We start from the raw sequence: 17,478 nt of genomic DNA on the forward strand, positions 1-17,478 counted from the left end.
ACCTTATACAGAGAAACTACGTGCAATCTTCTTCAAACCTCGATCTACCAAGTTATTTACCCGTTTCATAACAAACCGATAGTGAGGGTAATTATACCTCTGTGCTACAAACTGACGCAGATGAGCGTGAATATTATCTACTCCATGAATTTGTGTCTCAGCAACATCAAAACTATCTTCCCAAAAAAGGTAAGAGATAGTTTCTGGGGGAGATAGTTTTTTAGCAAATGAATGGGGAAATGATAGCTGAAAATCTCCGTTTATCATGTGGTACTTCATAGTAAATTGCACGCAATTATCAGTAATATCAACTAACCATCTGTGATGTGAAAGTCCAACTATCCTGCTACTTTCTATTCCTCGACAAGATTCCACTAATCTTGACGGAACTTCTATATAGCCACGCTTCGATACTCTAATTAGCTCAGAGCAGACATATAGTGGATCTCTGATATCTTCCAGAGTGTGGGAACAGATAGAAAAGTCGAAAAAATTGTCTTTAAAGGGCCAAGGCTCTTTATCACAAATATCTCTTTGAACCCAAGTATCTCGATTAAAATATTCTTTTTCTCCTCCCTGGGCTTTGCCCATTCCATTTCTTGCGTAGAAACCTCTAGTTTCATAAGGTTCAGCATCAATTACCCAGTTTGCCCGGTTAAATGGGCAAGCCCAACCACCTACATCAAGAACAAGGTCATTAGGTTTTATGCGTGATAAAACTTCTTCTACATTTCCTAACATTTTAATTACTCTTTTGCTACAACCGACCAATGCAATAAGTTAATATAAGTAATCGCACCACTACATATTAACCCTGGAATCACTGATACCATTGCCAGCAATAAAACTCCATAAGTGGTAGATAAATCTAGAAAGTAAGCCATAACAGCCTCAATCAAGATAATACACGGAATATTAAGCCAGTAATATTGTAACCATCCTTTTGAAGTATTAATTGATAACATAATTGCTGAAAGACCATTTAGAACATTTATAACAACTATCAACAGCAATTCTTGTTTTAAGTGAGCATATTTTTGCCCTAATATAAACAATAGTTCTTTAGGAAAAAAGTTAGCAATTGCTATTAAACACGACCCAAAAATACAAAAAGATACTAGAACCTGCCAGTAGCGATCGCGAAACTTAATAACTGACTGACAACGAGAGAAGCTTGGCAAAATAATACTTTGCATAACCGCATAAATCAAGGAGAATATAACCCCTAACCGTCCTAAAGCTCCTACTTCAGCAATACTTTCCGTATCCCCAAAAATGCTGATCAACCAGATAGTAAGCTGTCCGTGAATGCAGAAGAATAAGGCATTGGGTGCTTGACTTTTGACGATTTGTAAAATTTCTAATTTGTCTATTTCATAAACGGGTGCTTTTATATCAATGCTATGAATAACCCAACGGCTCAAAAACAATTGCTGCAACCCCAAGGCAATTGATGCTGTCAAAATAGCTATAGCAGCATTCAAAAAAGTAAAGTAAGCAACAACTAAAATTGCTAGTCGAAAAATAGCAGAAATAAAATCTAACTTCTGAACATAATTAAGCTGTGAATGTAATCGCGGAACTACACCTAATATAACAGTACTCAACTGGAAATTTAGCCCTGCCAGGACAGTAATAGTAATTAAAATTGCATATAAAAGCGATGTTCCGTTATTGAATAATAGCCACAGCAGAAGAGGCGTAACTAAAGCGATCGCAATTGTTGCCAGCTTGCGTCTCAACCGCATTGCAGTGTTGATCAATTGACCAAAACGATACCGATCCTGCCAAACCTTTCCTCCAATTGCCAACAGACCACTGCTAATACCCATGTCAGCTAATAAATTCATTGTCCCTTGCATAGTATTAGCAATAGTGAAATAGGCATATTCCTGTTTATCCAGTGTGCGAACCAGAAGAATTCCACTAGCCATACCTATTGCTTGAATCACCAGTTGAATCGAGACAAACTTACTCAGAATATGGAGCCGATTGATTAGAACTGGTGGTAAAAAAGGCAAAGGCATCTAAAGGTTATTTAATATTTTTGTATCTATTTGTGCTTACAAATTATCAGACTATTTCACAATAAGCTTGAATTACAGGTTAAATTTAACGAAAGCAAAACTTAACCTATAACTATTCTAATTTTGTGTGAGACATTTGGCACTAGCCAAAACATTACTAGAAGATGGACAGGTTTGATGACCGCCAACTCTGACAATAAAATCATCAAAGTCTCTTTCTTGTTGAGCCTTTACTATGCCAGTATCGTCCCAACGGATGAGATTACCACCCTTAGCAAGACTGTCTATCCCACCATTAAACTCAGTTTGTTGCCTGGTGTTAGGATTTTCAGTATTTGTTGAGTAGATGATGCCTACAGGTTTGCCATTATAAAAAGATTCTAAGTAAAAAGCATATCTTGTATTTGCCTGAAACTTAAACTCAGCTAACGGTTGCGGAACTGCATCACCAGGAGTTCCTAAAAAATCATTTTGGTTGCTTACGCCTGTGTCGTCCTGAAAATCGGATGGACGGGAGATATCCTGTGGTTTATTCGAGGGTTTGGCTTCACTGATTAGGGGGGTTTTCTCACCTGTATCTAAATTAATAACGCCAAACGTTGACTGAAATGCTCCGTTTGATTCAACAAATTCAAATTCAATAATAGTGTCTAGGTCAAATTGAATGCCCTCATTACCAAAAGTTTCTAGGGCTTGGAGTGGGGTGGTAATGATGCTAAATAATCCTAGCGCGATCGCGCTGATTAAAACCGGTGAAATTAGCTGATTAATTTTCATGTTCCTCTCCAATTAATTACCAAATTTCCAAAGCTCCACTAGCTCTCAATCTTTCGGCTTCCAAACTGTCCAAACTGCTGATAAATCTCTTCGTTTCTTCTAACAAGCTATTTAGTTGCTGACACTCCGGAGTGTTACAATCTACTGGAGAAATCGCTGCTCCTCTGGCAAATCTTCGCGGCAACTTAGCAACTGCCTCCGCAGAAGCAACACAAGCAGCATACGCATCATCTAAATCTTTGGAAAGTCTTCTGGCAGTATTAATAATTTCAGGATCAAGCTTGCTACCTGAACCAAAGCGGGGCGCTGTATTATTCCAGATGTTAGTTCCCGTATTATCTGATTGGTTGGGAGGATTGGCGTTAACAGGAAAAGACTGAAGAAGCCAAAAAGTAAAAGACAAAAGATAGAGAAGGATATTTGAATATTTGATTTTTGAATGTTGCCCTTTAGTTATCCAAAAGTTCATAATATCACCACCTAAAACTTGAAAGAAAACCCAGTACCCAATACAAACCGCGTTCCATCTCCTGCGCCAGTAATGTCACGCAGTGCAGGGGTAATTACTAGAGGAATATTTTTGAATGGAACAATTGAAACTCCCACTCCCAAATCTTGTCCCGTCCATTCCGCAATCAAACTAACAGGACGAGCTACCCGCACTGCGACACTTCCAAAAACATTGATTCCACCTCTATCATCGTCAACAGCGCTTTCAGTGCGGAATTGTCCGTTTCCCACACCAGCTGTTACAGCGACTCGGCTAAAAGGCTGGTTGATATCGTCACGGGTTCGGAAAATTTTAGTGACAACGCCATAGACTGAGTTCTCAAAGTCGTTGTCATCGCCAATATTTAAAAATCCATTCCAGCCAGCAGCAATAGATAAATCTTCTGCTAACCGACGATGCACTTTGGTGTTAAATCCGCCACTACCAAAATCTCGATTGCTGCCAAAACTAGCGATCGCATACGATAACTCTACACCCACCGACTTCCGAGCGTCGCCTAAGCCGACTCCAAAACCTAGCCCTCCATCACTTACATCGGCGAATCGTGTCCGGGATTGATAGGTGGCGCTGATAAAACCAGTGTTATTATCTGCACCAAAACCTGTAGGAGTAACGATGGTAAGCGACGGCGAACCTCGATAAACATCGCCAAACTCAGCAGTTTTTTCTACCTCTCCAAGCTGCGACTGCAATCTGCGAATTTCCTCTAGAGAGGGTACATTTATGGTTGGGTTATCGGGCAATTGTGCCAGCTGATTTGTTGAATCGGGTGAAATTTCTTCGCCTTTACTAACTGACCATTCTGGCGCTACTTGCGGAGTTATCTGCAACGCCGCAGCTCGTCGTAATGAGGCGCTGGGAGCCCATTTATCCGCTTCCTCATATCTGTTACCAGTACCGACCCCCCCTGTATTTTGCTTTCTCAGTTCAGGCTGGGAACGAGGACTGGGAGGTGCGTCCTCCGCAGTGTCGAGAGAAATAATTTTTTTAGAGCGTAAAGCCTCCGCTTCGCTTTCAATTAAAGGAGATTCAGCTAAAGACTTTGTACCAGAGATGTTAGAGTCGTCAAGCTCTTCTGAAACCATAACAGTTTTTAGAAAGTCTTGACTTTTGACTCCTGACTCTAGCTGTTGTGCTACTAATTCTGGCGCTGCAATCGAGTCAGACGGATTTATTTCAACAGTCTTAACTGGAACAACAAAATTGTCGGTTTCTGGTTCCTTGATCGGCAGGTTGGAACTAGGATTGGCATTAGCTTCCTGGGTGAGTTCCCTAGCAGTCAAAGCCGCTAAGGTACAAATAGCAACAGTCGAGACGCGCATGAATGTAGCTGTGATGTGCTAGCTACTCATACTGATTTGAGTACGTCTATCAGGAAAATTTCTGTTTTGTCTGATAAATTTGCCAATTCTGCAAACTTTCAATACAAAATCTCGTTCTCAGACATATATCTGAGAACGAGCAAATCCTTATGGCTGATAGCTTTAAAGGTGCTACGCTTACAAAATCGCAGTTTTCAAACTTTGGCAAAACTGAGCGATCGCATCCAGTCCTTCTGCTGGAGTTCCTTCTGCTAACCGTTTCACAAAGGCACTACCCACAATTACTGCATCTGCTCCCCAATCTTTCACCTGACGGGCGTGTTTTGGTTCGGAGATGCCAAATCCGACACCAATGGGTTTATCAGTTGCAGCCCGCAGATGCTTGAGTAAATCTTGCGCCCGGAAGTCCATTTCTGAGCGTATTCCTGTCACTCCAGTTACGCTGACTAAGTAAATAAATCCCTGAGACTGATGCGCGATCGCTTTTATTCTTTCCTCAGAACTGGTGGGAGCTACCAACAAAATTACTTCAATTCCCAGACTAGCAGCAGTTTCAAGCAGCACCTCCGATTCCTCCAAAGGCAAATCGGGAACCACCAAACCCTTTACCCCAGCACGACTTACCTGCTTTAAGTAAGTTTCAATTCCCCGGTTGAGAATTGGGTTGTAGTAGTTAAAAAGAATAATCGGCGATCGTATCTGGTGACTAACACCCGACACCATCTCCAGCACCTGATCGAAACGAGTTCCCCGTTGCAAAGCTCTCGTAGCAGCTGCCTGAATCGTCGGCCCATCTGCCAACGGATCTGAGTAGGGAACACCCAGCTCAATCATATCCGCACCAGCGGCATCAAGGACTCGTAAAGCCGATTCCGTTGTCTCCAGATCCGGATCGCCAGCCGTGATAAACGGAATCAAAGCGCACTGGTGGCGATCGCGCAGAGACTCAAAACACTCTCGAATTGAAGTCATTTTTCAGTAGCCAATAGTCATTAGTCATTAGTCATTAGACTTATTGCAAAAGTCCTTTTCACCCTCCCCGCTTTTCAAGGAGGGAAAAATTTCTTGCTCCCTCCCCGCTTGTCGAGGAGGGGTTCAAAATATTCTTGCAAGAGGTCTATTGCCTTTTCAGTTTCTTATCTTGTTCAATTTCAGCTTGCAGTTTAGCCAATTCTTCCGGAGTCAACTCTTCCAGCCGCTTTTGTAACACTGCGTCCTCATAGTCCTTCAGCTGCTGGTTATAAGTCATGTTTTTCGTCCCGACTCGGAACAGGTAAGTCAGCAGCCAGCCGACCAACCCTCCCACCAGCAGCAGCTGACTCCAAATACCCGCCTCCAGGCTATCTAGCCCCGCCAACTGCAAAACCAAATACGCTAACCCACCAGCAACAAAGATGCCGATGCCAATCCCAATGATGTCAATTCGTCGCATTTTAAAGATATTTGCTTTCAGCTTTACAGCCTTCGCTGAGTATCAAAAGCTCTTATGTTAGCTCTACACCAGGCGACGCTTCGGCCGAAAATTCAAAAATGGGCTGAGCAGCAATAAACCAGGGAAGAAAAAGAAAACCATAAAATACATGAACCCGCGCTCAAACGAGCTGGCAACATACCACCGCTTTTGCAGGTAGGCATATAGGGCGAAGGGAACAACTATCAGGTAGGTTCCACTCAGAACTAGATACAATATCGCAACCAACATATTTTTTCTTGCAGTAGAAGAACCAGACAGTAGCAGTACCAGCGTCCGTGTGGGGACACCACAAACAGCCGCTTATATGCCCAACTAACTGTAAATATTTTACCCTTTGTTGGAAGCCGCTTAACCACCTTGTCAAAAAGATAGTTGCATTTATTAGCCATTTAGAGTGTAAGATATAAAATCGTACTAAATAAGAGATTACATCTCTCCCAACACGGGGGCATGGCGGAATGGCAGACGCTACGGACTTAGAAAACTGAGCCTTGATGAAGAAATTTGTCAAGTGACCGCTCTCAAATTCAGGGAAACCTAAATCTGGCAACAGATATGGCAATCCTGAGCCAAGCCAAATAATTTTAGATTTTAGATTGGGGATAAATCCAAAACCAATCCAAAATTCAAAATCATTTCGGAAGGTGCAGAGACTCGACGGGAGCTACCCTAACGTCAAGCCGAGGGTAAAGAGAGAGTCCAATTCTCAAAGCCTATTGGCAGTAGCGAAAGCTGCGAGAGAATGAAAATCCGTTGACCCGAAAAGGTCGTGAGGGTTCAAGTCCCTCTGCCCCCATTTCCAAATTTTTAAACCGCAACTTAAGCGTTTAGCAGATATTCTGGTAGGCGCTTGATGACACGCTTGAAGGGCGCAGTGTCATTAAGACCCCGCGCCAGCACGAGAGATCCCTGGATCTGCAAAATGGCATCTTCGGCTTTTTGCCGTGCTGTGTCCGAATTAAATCCCGCCTCAATTAAAACCTGCGCCAAGGTATCGATCCAAAGGTTAAGGGCGCATCCAATCTGGGTCTGAAAAAGTTTCTCTCGAAGCTTATCCCTATGCGCTAACTTGGATTAACCGGATTAAGCAACTACCAGGTTACGTTGGAATGCCCGGTTTGTAAGAGAGCTAGCAATGACATCTATATATCATTCCGGAGAACTGGCGATTCAACAACGTGCGGGTGTCCAAGAAGCAGCTAAAGCTTTGAGTCACAATATTAGTCAGATTGTTAAGCCAGCAGCTGTTGACTTTCTGCGTAGTCAACGACTAGCGATCGCCAGCACCGTCGATACAAGCGATCGCGTATGGGCATCCCTGTTGACTGGTGAACCTGGATTCATGCAGGTAGTGACAGGAACGGTGCGGATAGAAGCAGCACCAGTTAATAGCGATCCGCTCAACGAAAACTTGCGGGTGAGAGATGACATTGGTATCCTGGCGATCGATCTGGCAACTCGCAGGCGCTTAAGGTTAAACGGTAAAGCTCAAGTTCAGCCTGATGGCAGCATTTATGTACATCCTCAGCAGGTGTATTTCAACTGTCCCCAGTACATCCAAATACGGCACTTAGAGAGCGATTTCGTCCAACCAAGTCTGCCTAGTATTCAAGACAGACAGACTCTCAGCGAAGAACAGCAGCAAAAGATTGCCCAGGTAGACACCTTCTTTATTGCCAGCTTCCACCCGGAGGCTGGTGCTGACGCATCTCACCGTGGCGGAAACCCAGGTTTTGTCAAGGTGTTGAGTGCCAACAAGCTGGTGTTTCCTGATTATTCCGGTAATAATATGTTCCAAACTCTGGGTAATATTTCGCTGAATCCCAATACTGGCTTATTGTTCGTTGACTTTGAACGTGGCAGCACCTTACAACTAACCGGAAAAGCTAAGGTAGTATGGGACGCTGATCGCCTAGCAGAATTTACTGGTGCCTTGCGTGTAGTGGAATTTGAAATCGATCGGGTAATAGCGATCGCTGCTGCTACCCCTCTGCGCTGGCGATTTGGACAATACTCCCCCTTTAATCCCAGATGAACCGGAGAGTAGAAAACATTGCATCATCAGCGAGTGAAACTTTCCTTTCACTTCCTCTCTATCGCGGACATCGGTAGTTGAGAGCAGTATCACTCAACCCTTATACGGATGAGAATAGACTTACTAATTTGTTCCAATATATTGATGCTTTGAAGAACTGAGAAGTCCTTACAGTAGCACTTTACTTGCGCCTAAAAAGAGCTGAGGGCATTCCCTGCAACATTGGCATCATCCACGTAGAGTTCGCGGCTCGCCAAAGCCAACTAAATAAAATCTGAAAAACTTAATTTTTCCAGATTTTACAACTTATTTAGTAGCTTCTCCTTAGATTGACTCGTGTCTTCTCCCTCGTATAAACTCGGATCTATAAAAGTATCTTTATCTTTAGATTGACCCTCTGTTTTGGGGGATGATTGCTTACCCGCAACCGTGTTTTGCTTGGACTTTGACTCTGTTGCTCCCATGCGAATCTGAATTTGAGGGCCAGAACTGGCTAAGCGAATAATCATCCCGTCCACCACTGGTGCTTGGGTGATACGTTTTCCTTCTAAATAAGTGCCATTAGCACCTAAACTAACAACTTCCCATTCATCACCATGACGGCGTAGCTCGACATGGTGACGAGAAACAACGGCGCTATAGAGGATGACATTATTCTCAGTTGAGCGTCCGATCCGAATAACTGATTCGGAGGCAAAAGTCCAGTTTTGGACTGGAATAGATTGGAGAGGATGCAGCAGTGTCAGGGTAATCACCGATGTCACATAATTCTAAATATTTCCGCCTCTAGGCTTGGGAATTGTAACAGTCTGAACAGATGTAAGATCCTTCAATCAATAAATTGAGATTTATCTCTCAATTACTGGAGTCAGACTGCGAATTGGTACGACGTGAGCAGATGGAATAGACAAGCTTTTGACATCGTTCCACCAGTTTTTTCTGTCCTTAGTCTAGGATACCCACGGGCGTTACAATCGCATCGTACCATGACGGTGTTGAGTCCGTGTAACCTCTGAATTGATTCAGTAAGATTACCGCTCTCATACTTTTTAGGTTTAGGGGTGGAATTTACACAAACCTGATAGCGATGCTTATTTATTTCCTCAAGCCTATCACTTAAAAAAACTGTCTGCAATTGCCCTGACCCCTCACCCCAAAGGCTTGCACAGCGTCCGTTTTGGCGCTTTTATGAGCAATTTGAAGACAGCCTTAAGAAACTTGGAACAAGAATGTCACCTTGTCACCTTTGCCTAAGCTAATGCGATCGCCTGTTCTCAGACGGTGCCGATTACCACTAGGCAGGGGATTATGGTTAACATATGTGCCATTAGAACTGCCAACGTCTTCAATGTAGTAGGCATCACCCTCTACACGGATATCGGCATGAATCCGCGAAACAATTTCTGAATTCGGAAAACCCGAAACATCAATATCAGGCGGAATCTGGTCATTTGGCTTGCCTATGTGAATTACCGACAATTGCGAAGGCAATTCTATCATCGTATCTGTTTGGGTATGCAGCAGGCGGGCGCTCTGCTGCTGTAGCTGAGTTTGAGAGCTACCAGGCATTGCCGCCCCACTCGCCCCTGTGCTGCGAGAAGAAGGCTCCGATGAGGATTCAGCGCTGCTCCCTGAGGCTGGGGGTTCATTGACCACAGTAGCTGGAACTGGTACTGGATCTGGTATGTCTGGACTGGGGATAGATGGCGGAGTAACCTCTAAGGGATCGGGTGCTACCAACGGATCGGGGTTCATTAAGTCCGGTATGCTGGGCAGGGGGACTGGTGCTGCTGATGCTACCTCTAAAGGGTTACTGGGTTTGAGGTTAGTGCCACACTGACCGCAGAAGGTGGCATCGGTTTGAACAGGCGCGCCACAGTTGGGACACGCTGTAGTAGCGGGTAAGGGAGTGTAGCAAGCCTCACACGCTTGCGCTCCATCAGGATTTTGGTGATTACAATTGGGGCAGACAATCATAAAATCTCCTTGCGGACGGTATCCCTCCTGATTAGTGGAGTGGGAGGTCAGATTCAAATATATTCCGAATTGCGAGGGATTTTAACTTTTTAGCTCAAGACCAGCAGCTTCGTCCAAAAGCCACCAAAGTTCCCCTTGGGGCTGGATTAATCGGCTGGGATATTCCATGTCATCAGCAGTAGAGGCAAAAACTTGAGCTAAGGCGGGGCGTTTACTAGCACCAGCAACAACAAATACCACACAACGGGCATGATTAATCAGTGGCGCTGTAAAGGTGATGCGGGGCTGAGTGTCTTTGTCACCCACTGTTATCAGTTTTTCGCGTACTTGTAATGCTTCTGTGTGGGGAAACAAAGAAGCTGTATGTCCATCATCTCCCATCCCCAACAAAATCAGATCGAATGCCGGAAACTCTTTTGGTTGAACTTGAAAAAACTCCCGGAGGTGTTGAGAGTGTTTCTCGGCGGCGATTGCTGGGTCGGCTTCGTCGGTGGGTATGGGGTGGATATTGGTAGCTGGGATATTAACTTTGTCAAGCCAAGCGCTACGGGCCATGCGTTGATTGCTATCGGGATGATCAGGCGGTACGTAGCGTTCATCGCCCCAAAATACGTGAATTTTGTCCCAAGGAAGATTTTGCGAAGCGATCGCTTCATACAGAGGCTTGGGAGTGCTACCACCGGATAAAGCTATAGTACAAAGCGATCGCTCATTTATCGCCTTGTGAATTTGTTCTAGACATATTTCCAGCGATCGCTCTATCAGCGCCGTCCGCTCCGGTAAAACTTCAACAATTTTATTCATTTGGATGTTTATATTGGGTCACACCATACCGAAAATATTACTGTTTCTTGTCTAATTGCACCCATCGATACCTATATCATCATTGAGAGCTTGGAATTAGGAGCCATACTAGCCGTTACATCAAAAAATCCTTATTCTGGTTGATTGACATAAATAACTTTTACAGCAGGGAGAATATCTGAAATGGGAAGAATTTTTATTTCAGCAGGTCACGGTGCTGGAGAGCCGGGCGCGAGAGTTGCTGGCACTACAGAAGCCCAGGAGATGATTTTACTGCGCGACCTAATTTTACAAGAATTGCGATCGCGCAATTTTGAAGTTCTTTCTGTCCCCGACGACCAGACAATGGAGCAGACAATTTCTTGGATAAACGCCCGCGCTCGTAGCGGTGATGTAGCGCTTGAAATTCATGCCGATGCCATGTCCAACCCAGCGACTAGAGGCGCTAGCGTCTACTACATTGCCAACAACGACCAGCGCAAGAAAAATGCTGAACTGCTACTTTTGGCACTACTGCGCCGCGTTCCCCAATTGCCCAGTCGGGGAGTTAAACCAGACACAGCCACAGGCGTAGGTCGTTTAGAATTTTGCCGCAACATCACTATTCCCTCCCTGCTAATAGAAGTTGGGTTTCTCACCAACCCAGATGACCGCTTTTTAATTCAAAATCGTCGCCGCGACCTAGCACTAGGAATAGCAGACGGACTTGCCTCATGGAGCCGAGGTGATGGTGGCACCGTTCCTGGCACTGATCCTACCTATGCTCCCATAAATATCAACATTAACAACCAGTTGTACGGGGAAAAAGGCATCCTGATTAATAGCAACGCCTACATCCCAATTGACTTGGTAGACAGGCTCTCAATTGACTTGACAAATAACACCTCAGTCCGTCGCGTACCATATCGGGGTGTAGTCTATGTTAAAGCCGTCGAACTGCGGAGCTTTAATATTTCTGTGAGCTGGGATAGCGCCACCAGTACCCTGTTTTTGCGCTCCATTTTACCAATCTGCCCCGGTCAGTTTGACCGAATTATGGGACATGGTAATACATCTGAGGTACAGCTGATTATGTTCCTCAAAGCTAATAATGAGAACGCCCTCGCCCTGTTTCCCGACTTACCTAAACTCTACCGGGAAGAAGCAACCATCGAAGGCGTAAACTATGACATTGCCTTCTCGCAAATGTGTGTAGAAACAGGCTTTTTGCGCTTCGGTAGCGATATCAGACCTAGCCAAAACAACTTTGCAGGTTTGGGAGCTGTCGGCGGTGCTTCCGAAAGCGCATCGTTTCCCAGCGCCAGAATTGGTGTCAGAGCGCATATCCAACATTTAAAAGCTTATGCTAGTCTGGAGCCTTTGGTACAAGAACAGGTAGACCCCCGCTTTCGCTTTGTCACACGAGGGATTGCGCCTCTGATCCAGCAGCTAAGCGGACGTTGGGCAGCAGATCCACAGTACGGCGCTAGAATTGAGGCAACTCTCAGACGGCTTTATGAGTCAGCAGGCTTACTGTAAGATTTTAGATTTTGGATTAGCAATAAATCCAAAATCGTCAAGCTATTTTGAAAAAGCGAATAATTTCCCGAACGTGGTAGAGAAATTGGCTTTCTGCACCATTGCTTTACCCAAGGTTTTAGGTTAGAGGTGTTACTACAAGGTGTAGTTACAAAATTCCCTAATGTAAGGGTTAAGGGGTGCTTGTGGGAATTTAAGCCCTGTAGAGACGTTCTATCTTAACGCTACCACGATTATCGCTTTGGCTTTTTTCCTTTAACCGAACAGTATTGCGGCTATTCTTTGCACCCCTTAAAAACGGGGTCGCCGTAGGCGGGGGAGCAAAACCTTATCCGAGATGTATCGACAGCATTCCCTTGTAGCAGCAACGCCACCTCCAGACGAGCTACATCAAATTAAGCCGGATCTTTAGCATTTTCACACTGGACGATAGACGATAGAGGATAGACGATGGACTATAGACGACATTATTGTCTATAGTCCTGTGCCTAAATAGAACTGTAATCACCCTAACCTTGTCAGCCCTACAAATGAGACTGCGAACGAAGACACTACTCGTCATTGGCGCGACCCTCGTAGGTCTAGTTGGGGTTCTGTATGCCACCTCCTCGACCATCTTGTTGCGTAGCCTCACCAGAGCAGAGGAACACAATGCCCGCCAAGTGGTTAAGGGAACAATTAATATTTTTGCGGAAACCGGAAACGACTTAAGCGTTACTGCTGTTGATTGGGCTAAGTGGGATGACACTTACAACTTTATCGAAAACCCAAACCAAGCCTATATAGAATCAAATCTCATTCCAGAATCCCTCACCAACTTACGGGTTAACTTGGTGGTGTACATAGACAAAAACTCAAAAATTGTCTTTGGTACAGGTTTTGATTTAAAAAACCAGAAAAAAACCCCGATTCCAGCGCTGATTCGAGAACGCATTTCCCCCAAAGATCCGCTTTTACAACGTCCCCTATCTAATCGCAGTTTGGCGGGACTGCTGCTGCTTCCTGAAGGGGCAATGCTGATTAATTCGCAGCCTATTTTACCAACCAATGGCAAAGGAGCGAATCGCGGAGCCTTAATCTTTGGGCGCTATCTAGATGCTGCCGCTTTGGAAAAGATAAGTCGGATCAACCGTTTTCCCGTCACCATACACAGGCTAAATGATGCCAACATACCTGCCGACTTTCAAGCAGCGCAAAAAGCTTTGTTGCAGAAAGGACAGATTGCAGTCAACGCCACAAGCGATCGCACAGCCGGATACACCATACTAAAAGACATCTACGGCAAGCCGGCGCTGCTGTTGCGGGTGGATATCCCCAGAGAGATTTACCAGCAAGGCAAAATCCGCCTGCGCTATCTCATCGCATCCCTGCTAGTGGTGGGAGCGGTTTTTGGCGGCATAACCTTGCTGCTTCTGGAGCGATTAGTTTTGTCGCGGTTGGCTTCTTTGAACGCTGGGGTAAAGAAAATTGGCAACAGCAACGACCTTTCTATGCGCCTTGAAAGCCAGGGAAAAGATGAATTGTCCAGCTTGAGTGACAACATCAACTTGATGCTGGCAGCCTTAGAACATCAAGTGCGTCAGCGACAAGAAAGCGAAGAACGTCACCGCGCCGTGGTTGAGCAAGCCTCGGAAGGAATTTTTCTGGTTGATGTTGATACCAGACGCATTTTGGAAGCTAATACCGCCTTTGCTGAACTGGTGGGTTACACCTCCACGGCGTTGCTAGAACTGACAATTTATGATGTAATAGCCTCGCGTCGCGAAACCATTGACCAAAATATTCAGCGTATCCTGACAGAAAAACATCATGTCCTGGGAGAACGGCGCTACCAGCGGCAAGATGGAACTCTTGTGGATGTGGAAGTCTCTGCCAACCCGATTTCCTATGGTGGCAGAGAGGTGTTGTGTATCGTAGTTCGGGATATCACCCAGCGCAAACAAGCCGAAGCAGAAATTCGCCAGAAAGAGGCGACACTCCAAGAAAGCGAGACTCGGCTACGCAAACAGCAGACAGCGCTGTTGGATATGGCTAGGTGTCAGCCCATCTACGCCGGAGATTTGAGCGCTGCATGGCGGGAGATTACCGAGACAGCAACTAACACTCTAGACGTGGAACGTGCCAGTGTGTGGCTCTACAATTGGGGGCTCTCGACTGGCGACTGGGGAGAGAGGGAGAGTGGGAGCAGGGTAGAGGAAACAAACCAAAATCTAAAATTGGTTTGCGTTGACTTGTATGAATTGCGTAACCAGCAGCATACCAGTGGCGCAGAACTGGCAGATGTTGACTATCCAGGCTATTTTCAAGCGTTAGAAGCGGATCGCGTAATTGCAGCTGACGATGCTCACACCGATCCTCGAACTCAGGAGTTTTCCGTATCTTATCTCGCTCCTTTGGGGATTGCTTCTATGTTGGATGCGCCAATTCGGGTTGGGGGGCAAACAGTGGGGGTGCTTTGTCTGGAACACATCGGTACAGTTCGACACTGGGCGCTGGAGGAGCAGAATTTTGCTAGTTATTTGGCGTATATGGCTGCTTTGGCGATGGAAGCAAGCGACGCACGCCTTGCTGAAGCCGCACTCGCTACCAGTGAAGCTAAATTCCGCTCTCTGATTCTCAACAGTTCGGATTTAATCACTATTTTTGGAGCTGACGGCATTACCCGCTATCAAAGTCCTTCGGTTTTCAACATTTTGGGATACCAGAAAGAGGACTTAATCGGCATAAATACCTTGTTCATGGTTCACCCAAATGATATTTCTCGCGTTGCAGATACTTTCCAAAAATCTCTTGACAACCCTCATATTGTTTTTTCTTGTGAATATCGTTTTCCGCGAAAGGATGGCTCCTGGTGTTTTCTCGAATCAACTGGTAGCAATCTACTCGACGATCCATCAATAGCAGGTATGGTAGTTAACTCCCGCGATATCACCGAACGCAAGCAAGCTGAAGCAGCACTGCGCCAAGCCGAAGAGAGATATCGCAGCATCTTTGAAAACGCCGTTGAAGGCATTTTCCAAACCACTCTTGAAGGAAGCTATATCAGCGTGAATCCTGCATTAGCACGCATATATGGTTACTCTTCACCAGAAGAAATGATGGCGAAGATTACCAATGTTGAGCAGCAAGTTTACGTTGACCCTAACCGACGTGCGGAATTTATTGCTGCCATGCAGAAGGATAATTCCGTGTCTCGGTTTGAATCTCAAGTTTATCGTCAGGATGGTAGTATTATTTGGATTTCTGAAAGCGCACGCAACGTTAGAAATTCTCAAGGGCAAGTTTTGTATTATGAAGGCACTGTCCAAGATATTACTGAGCGCAAACTAGCAGAAGAAGCACTGCGCTATCAACAGGAACAATCTGAATTGCTGTTGCTCAATATTTTACCGAAGTTAATTGCTGAGCGGCTAAAAGGAGATGAAAGTACCATTGCTGACAGTTTTGCGGAAGTGACAGTTTTATTTGCTGATATTGTTGGTTTTACAGAACTTTCTGCTGATACAGCGCCAACTAAACTCGTAGAGTTGCTTAACGAGATATTTTCAGCTTTTGACCTACTAGCTGAAAAACACGGATTGGAGAAAATTAAAACTATCGGCGATGCCTATATGGTAGTAGGTGGTTTGCCAACACCCAGAGCCGATCACGCCGAAGCGATCGCGGCGATGGCGCTGGATATGCAGAATGCGATCGCTCACTTCAACCGCAAGAACGATAAAACTTTCAGCATCCGTATCGGCATCAACACAGGGCCAGTTGTTGCTGGTGTTATTGGTATCAAAAAGTTTATTTACGATCTGTGGGGCGACACGGTAAATACCGCTTCTCGCATGGAATCCCACGGAATACCCGGTGAAATACAAGTTACAGATGCTACATACGAATTATTAAAATATCAGTATCAGTTTCAGGAGCGGGGTGTTATTCAAGTAAAAGGCAAAGGCAACATGACAACTTATCTCCTGGTTGGGAAAAAAGTTAAAAACCACGTAGTTCTATAAGTGCGTCTGAAAAGCGATACATCTGGAGGGACATGGCATTGCCATGTCCCTACAACACAATAAAAAATTTTTTTCGTTAAAAATTTTTAACTGGGAATGCTATTAGCGAGGCGACCGCCTCACGTATCATCCAAGCTTTCCTGAGTCCTTGGGGGAGATAGCGCCTCTCTTGTGAGCGTTTCCAGTCTGAAACTCTTAACGAGAATCTCCCACTCTCCCCGGCTGCCCCTATGTCAGCTGTGTTACTATCTGGGAAAATCTTCTCTTATCTCGATCACTCATGGGCAAGGTTCTGGTGTTAAACGCCTCGTATGAACCGCTCAATATAACGAGCTGGCGACGCGCGGCAGTCTTGTTGATCAAAGGGAAAGCCGAACAAGTTGAACACAACGGCAAACTCGTATATACAGAGTTCCCATTACCAACGGTTATTCGACTGCGATACTATGTCCGAGTTCCTTACAAGGAAATTCCTCTGACCCGTCGAAATATCCTCCATCGTGATAATCACTCCTGTCAATACTGCTCTTACACGGGTGATGATTTAACCCTCGATCATGTGATTCCCCGTTCTCGCGGTGGTGGTGATAGCTGGGAAAACATTGTCACCGCTTGCGTCCGGTGCAATGTCAACAAAGGTAGCCGCACTCCCAAAGAAGCAAATATGATATTGCGACACCCTCCCCGAAAACCATACAGTAGCCTGCACTTTGAGGTTGCTAAACACCTCAAGAGTGGTACGCATCAGGAATGGCGAAAATATGTAATTGGTCTTTAAACCCCCTACACCAATCAATAGGTGCAGGGGGTTTTTTGTCAAAACTCAAAAGAAAGAACTAACTTGTATTTCTAAGCTGTTAAGTTTCTGTGTCAAGTCCGGAAAACGCGACCACAGAGGGAGTGCGGCTGGTCAATTTTTTTGTCAAGATCGATGAATAAGTCGGTCTGTCCAGCTCGGCATCCTATCACCACCGTCTGAAAACCTGGTTGGCTCAGAAAAAGCTCATTTTGAAGCATATGTACTCTTCT

At 45.1% G+C, this 17,478-nt stretch carries 15 protein-coding genes and 1 pseudogene; 4 read left to right on the top strand and 12 right to left on the bottom strand.

The window, feature by feature from the left end:
- Window positions 1-3: 3 nt before the first annotated feature.
- From NDI42_RS04945 to NDI42_RS04985, 9 genes are all read right to left on the bottom strand, one after another.
- Window positions 4-741: a methyltransferase domain-containing protein gene (locus NDI42_RS04945; protein ID WP_190458397.1), complete on the bottom strand. Its 738-nt coding sequence runs from the start codon at window positions 739-741 to the stop codon at window positions 4-6.
- Between the two features lie 5 nt (window positions 742-746).
- Entirely contained in the window at window positions 747-2,027 is a 1,281-nt protein-coding gene (locus NDI42_RS04950; RefSeq protein ID WP_190458400.1) for an MATE family efflux transporter, read from the bottom strand.
- Window positions 2,028-2,144: 117 nt separating this feature from the next.
- Window positions 2,145-2,804 carry a DUF4114 domain-containing protein gene (locus tag NDI42_RS04955; protein ID WP_190458402.1) on the bottom strand — a complete coding sequence of 220 codons (660 nt, stop codon included), beginning with the start codon at window positions 2,802-2,804 and terminating at the stop codon, window positions 2,145-2,147.
- A 16-nt stretch (window positions 2,805-2,820) separates the two neighbouring features.
- On the bottom strand, window positions 2,821-3,207 hold the full coding sequence (locus tag NDI42_RS04960) for a hypothetical protein (RefSeq protein ID WP_348231369.1): 387 nt from the start codon (window positions 3,205-3,207) through the stop codon (window positions 2,821-2,823).
- Between the two features lie 77 nt (window positions 3,208-3,284).
- Window positions 3,285-4,637 carry a hypothetical protein gene (locus NDI42_RS04965; RefSeq protein WP_190458406.1) on the bottom strand — a complete coding sequence of 451 codons (1,353 nt, stop codon included), beginning with the start codon at window positions 4,635-4,637 and terminating at the stop codon, window positions 3,285-3,287.
- A gap of 177 nt (window positions 4,638-4,814) precedes the next feature.
- Complete coding sequence (gene trpA, locus NDI42_RS04970; protein ID WP_190458409.1) at window positions 4,815-5,609, bottom strand: tryptophan synthase subunit alpha; 795 nt, start codon at window positions 5,607-5,609, stop codon at window positions 4,815-4,817.
- Between the two features lie 145 nt (window positions 5,610-5,754).
- On the bottom strand, window positions 5,755-6,069 hold the full coding sequence (locus tag NDI42_RS04975) for a DUF3007 family protein (RefSeq protein WP_190437739.1): 315 nt from the start codon (window positions 6,067-6,069) through the stop codon (window positions 5,755-5,757).
- Window positions 6,070-6,132: 63 nt separating this feature from the next.
- Complete coding sequence (gene ndhL, locus NDI42_RS04980; protein WP_277873954.1) at window positions 6,133-6,369, bottom strand: NAD(P)H-quinone oxidoreductase subunit L; 237 nt, start codon at window positions 6,367-6,369, stop codon at window positions 6,133-6,135.
- Window positions 6,370-6,930: 561 nt separating this feature from the next.
- Window positions 6,931-7,101, bottom strand: coding sequence for an LmrA/YxaF family transcription factor (locus NDI42_RS04985; RefSeq protein WP_190458410.1), 171 nt, complete (start codon window positions 7,099-7,101; stop codon window positions 6,931-6,933).
- A 145-nt stretch (window positions 7,102-7,246) separates the two neighbouring features.
- Here NDI42_RS04985 and NDI42_RS04990 point away from each other — a divergent pair, with 145 nt between their 5' ends.
- The gene (locus tag NDI42_RS04990; RefSeq protein ID WP_190458412.1) at window positions 7,247-8,146 is read left to right on the top strand and encodes a pyridoxamine 5'-phosphate oxidase family protein; all 900 of its coding nucleotides are present in this window, start codon (window positions 7,247-7,249) and stop codon (window positions 8,144-8,146) included.
- Window positions 8,147-8,445: 299 nt separating this feature from the next.
- On the opposite strand, the gene NDI42_RS04995 is transcribed toward NDI42_RS04990, so the two are convergent.
- The 3 genes from NDI42_RS04995 to pgl form a co-directional block, all read right to left on the bottom strand.
- On the bottom strand, window positions 8,446-8,901 hold the full coding sequence (locus tag NDI42_RS04995) for an FHA domain-containing protein (protein ID WP_190458464.1): 456 nt from the start codon (window positions 8,899-8,901) through the stop codon (window positions 8,446-8,448).
- Window positions 8,902-9,355: 454 nt separating this feature from the next.
- Window positions 9,356-10,123 (bottom strand): double zinc ribbon and FHA domain-containing protein, encoded by a 768-nt coding sequence (locus NDI42_RS05000; RefSeq protein ID WP_190458466.1) that lies wholly within the window; start codon window positions 10,121-10,123, stop codon window positions 9,356-9,358.
- A gap of 81 nt (window positions 10,124-10,204) precedes the next feature.
- Complete coding sequence (pgl, locus tag NDI42_RS05005; protein ID WP_190458414.1) at window positions 10,205-10,927, bottom strand: 6-phosphogluconolactonase; 723 nt, start codon at window positions 10,925-10,927, stop codon at window positions 10,205-10,207.
- A gap of 183 nt (window positions 10,928-11,110) precedes the next feature.
- Here pgl and tftA point away from each other — a divergent pair, with 183 nt between their 5' ends.
- The 3 genes and pseudogenes from tftA to NDI42_RS05020 all read left to right on the top strand — a co-directional run bounded on the left by tftA (window position 11,111) and on the right by NDI42_RS05020 (window position 17,227).
- Window positions 11,111-12,445: a hormogonium tapered terminus morphoprotein TftA gene (gene tftA, locus NDI42_RS05010; RefSeq protein WP_190458416.1), complete on the top strand. Its 1,335-nt coding sequence runs from the start codon at window positions 11,111-11,113 to the stop codon at window positions 12,443-12,445.
- Window positions 12,446-13,158: 713 nt separating this feature from the next.
- Window positions 13,159-16,449: pseudogene (locus tag NDI42_RS05015) on the top strand (PAS domain S-box protein); the annotation flags it as partial.
- Window positions 16,450-16,729: 280 nt separating this feature from the next.
- Entirely contained in the window at window positions 16,730-17,227 is a 498-nt protein-coding gene (locus NDI42_RS05020) for an HNH endonuclease (RefSeq protein WP_190427406.1), read from the top strand.
- Window positions 17,228-17,478 lie beyond the last annotated feature (251 nt).

It is taken from the genome of Funiculus sociatus GB2-C1 (assembly GCF_039962115.1).
Taxonomy (GTDB): domain Bacteria; phylum Cyanobacteriota; class Cyanobacteriia; order Cyanobacteriales; family FACHB-T130; genus Funiculus; species Funiculus sociatus.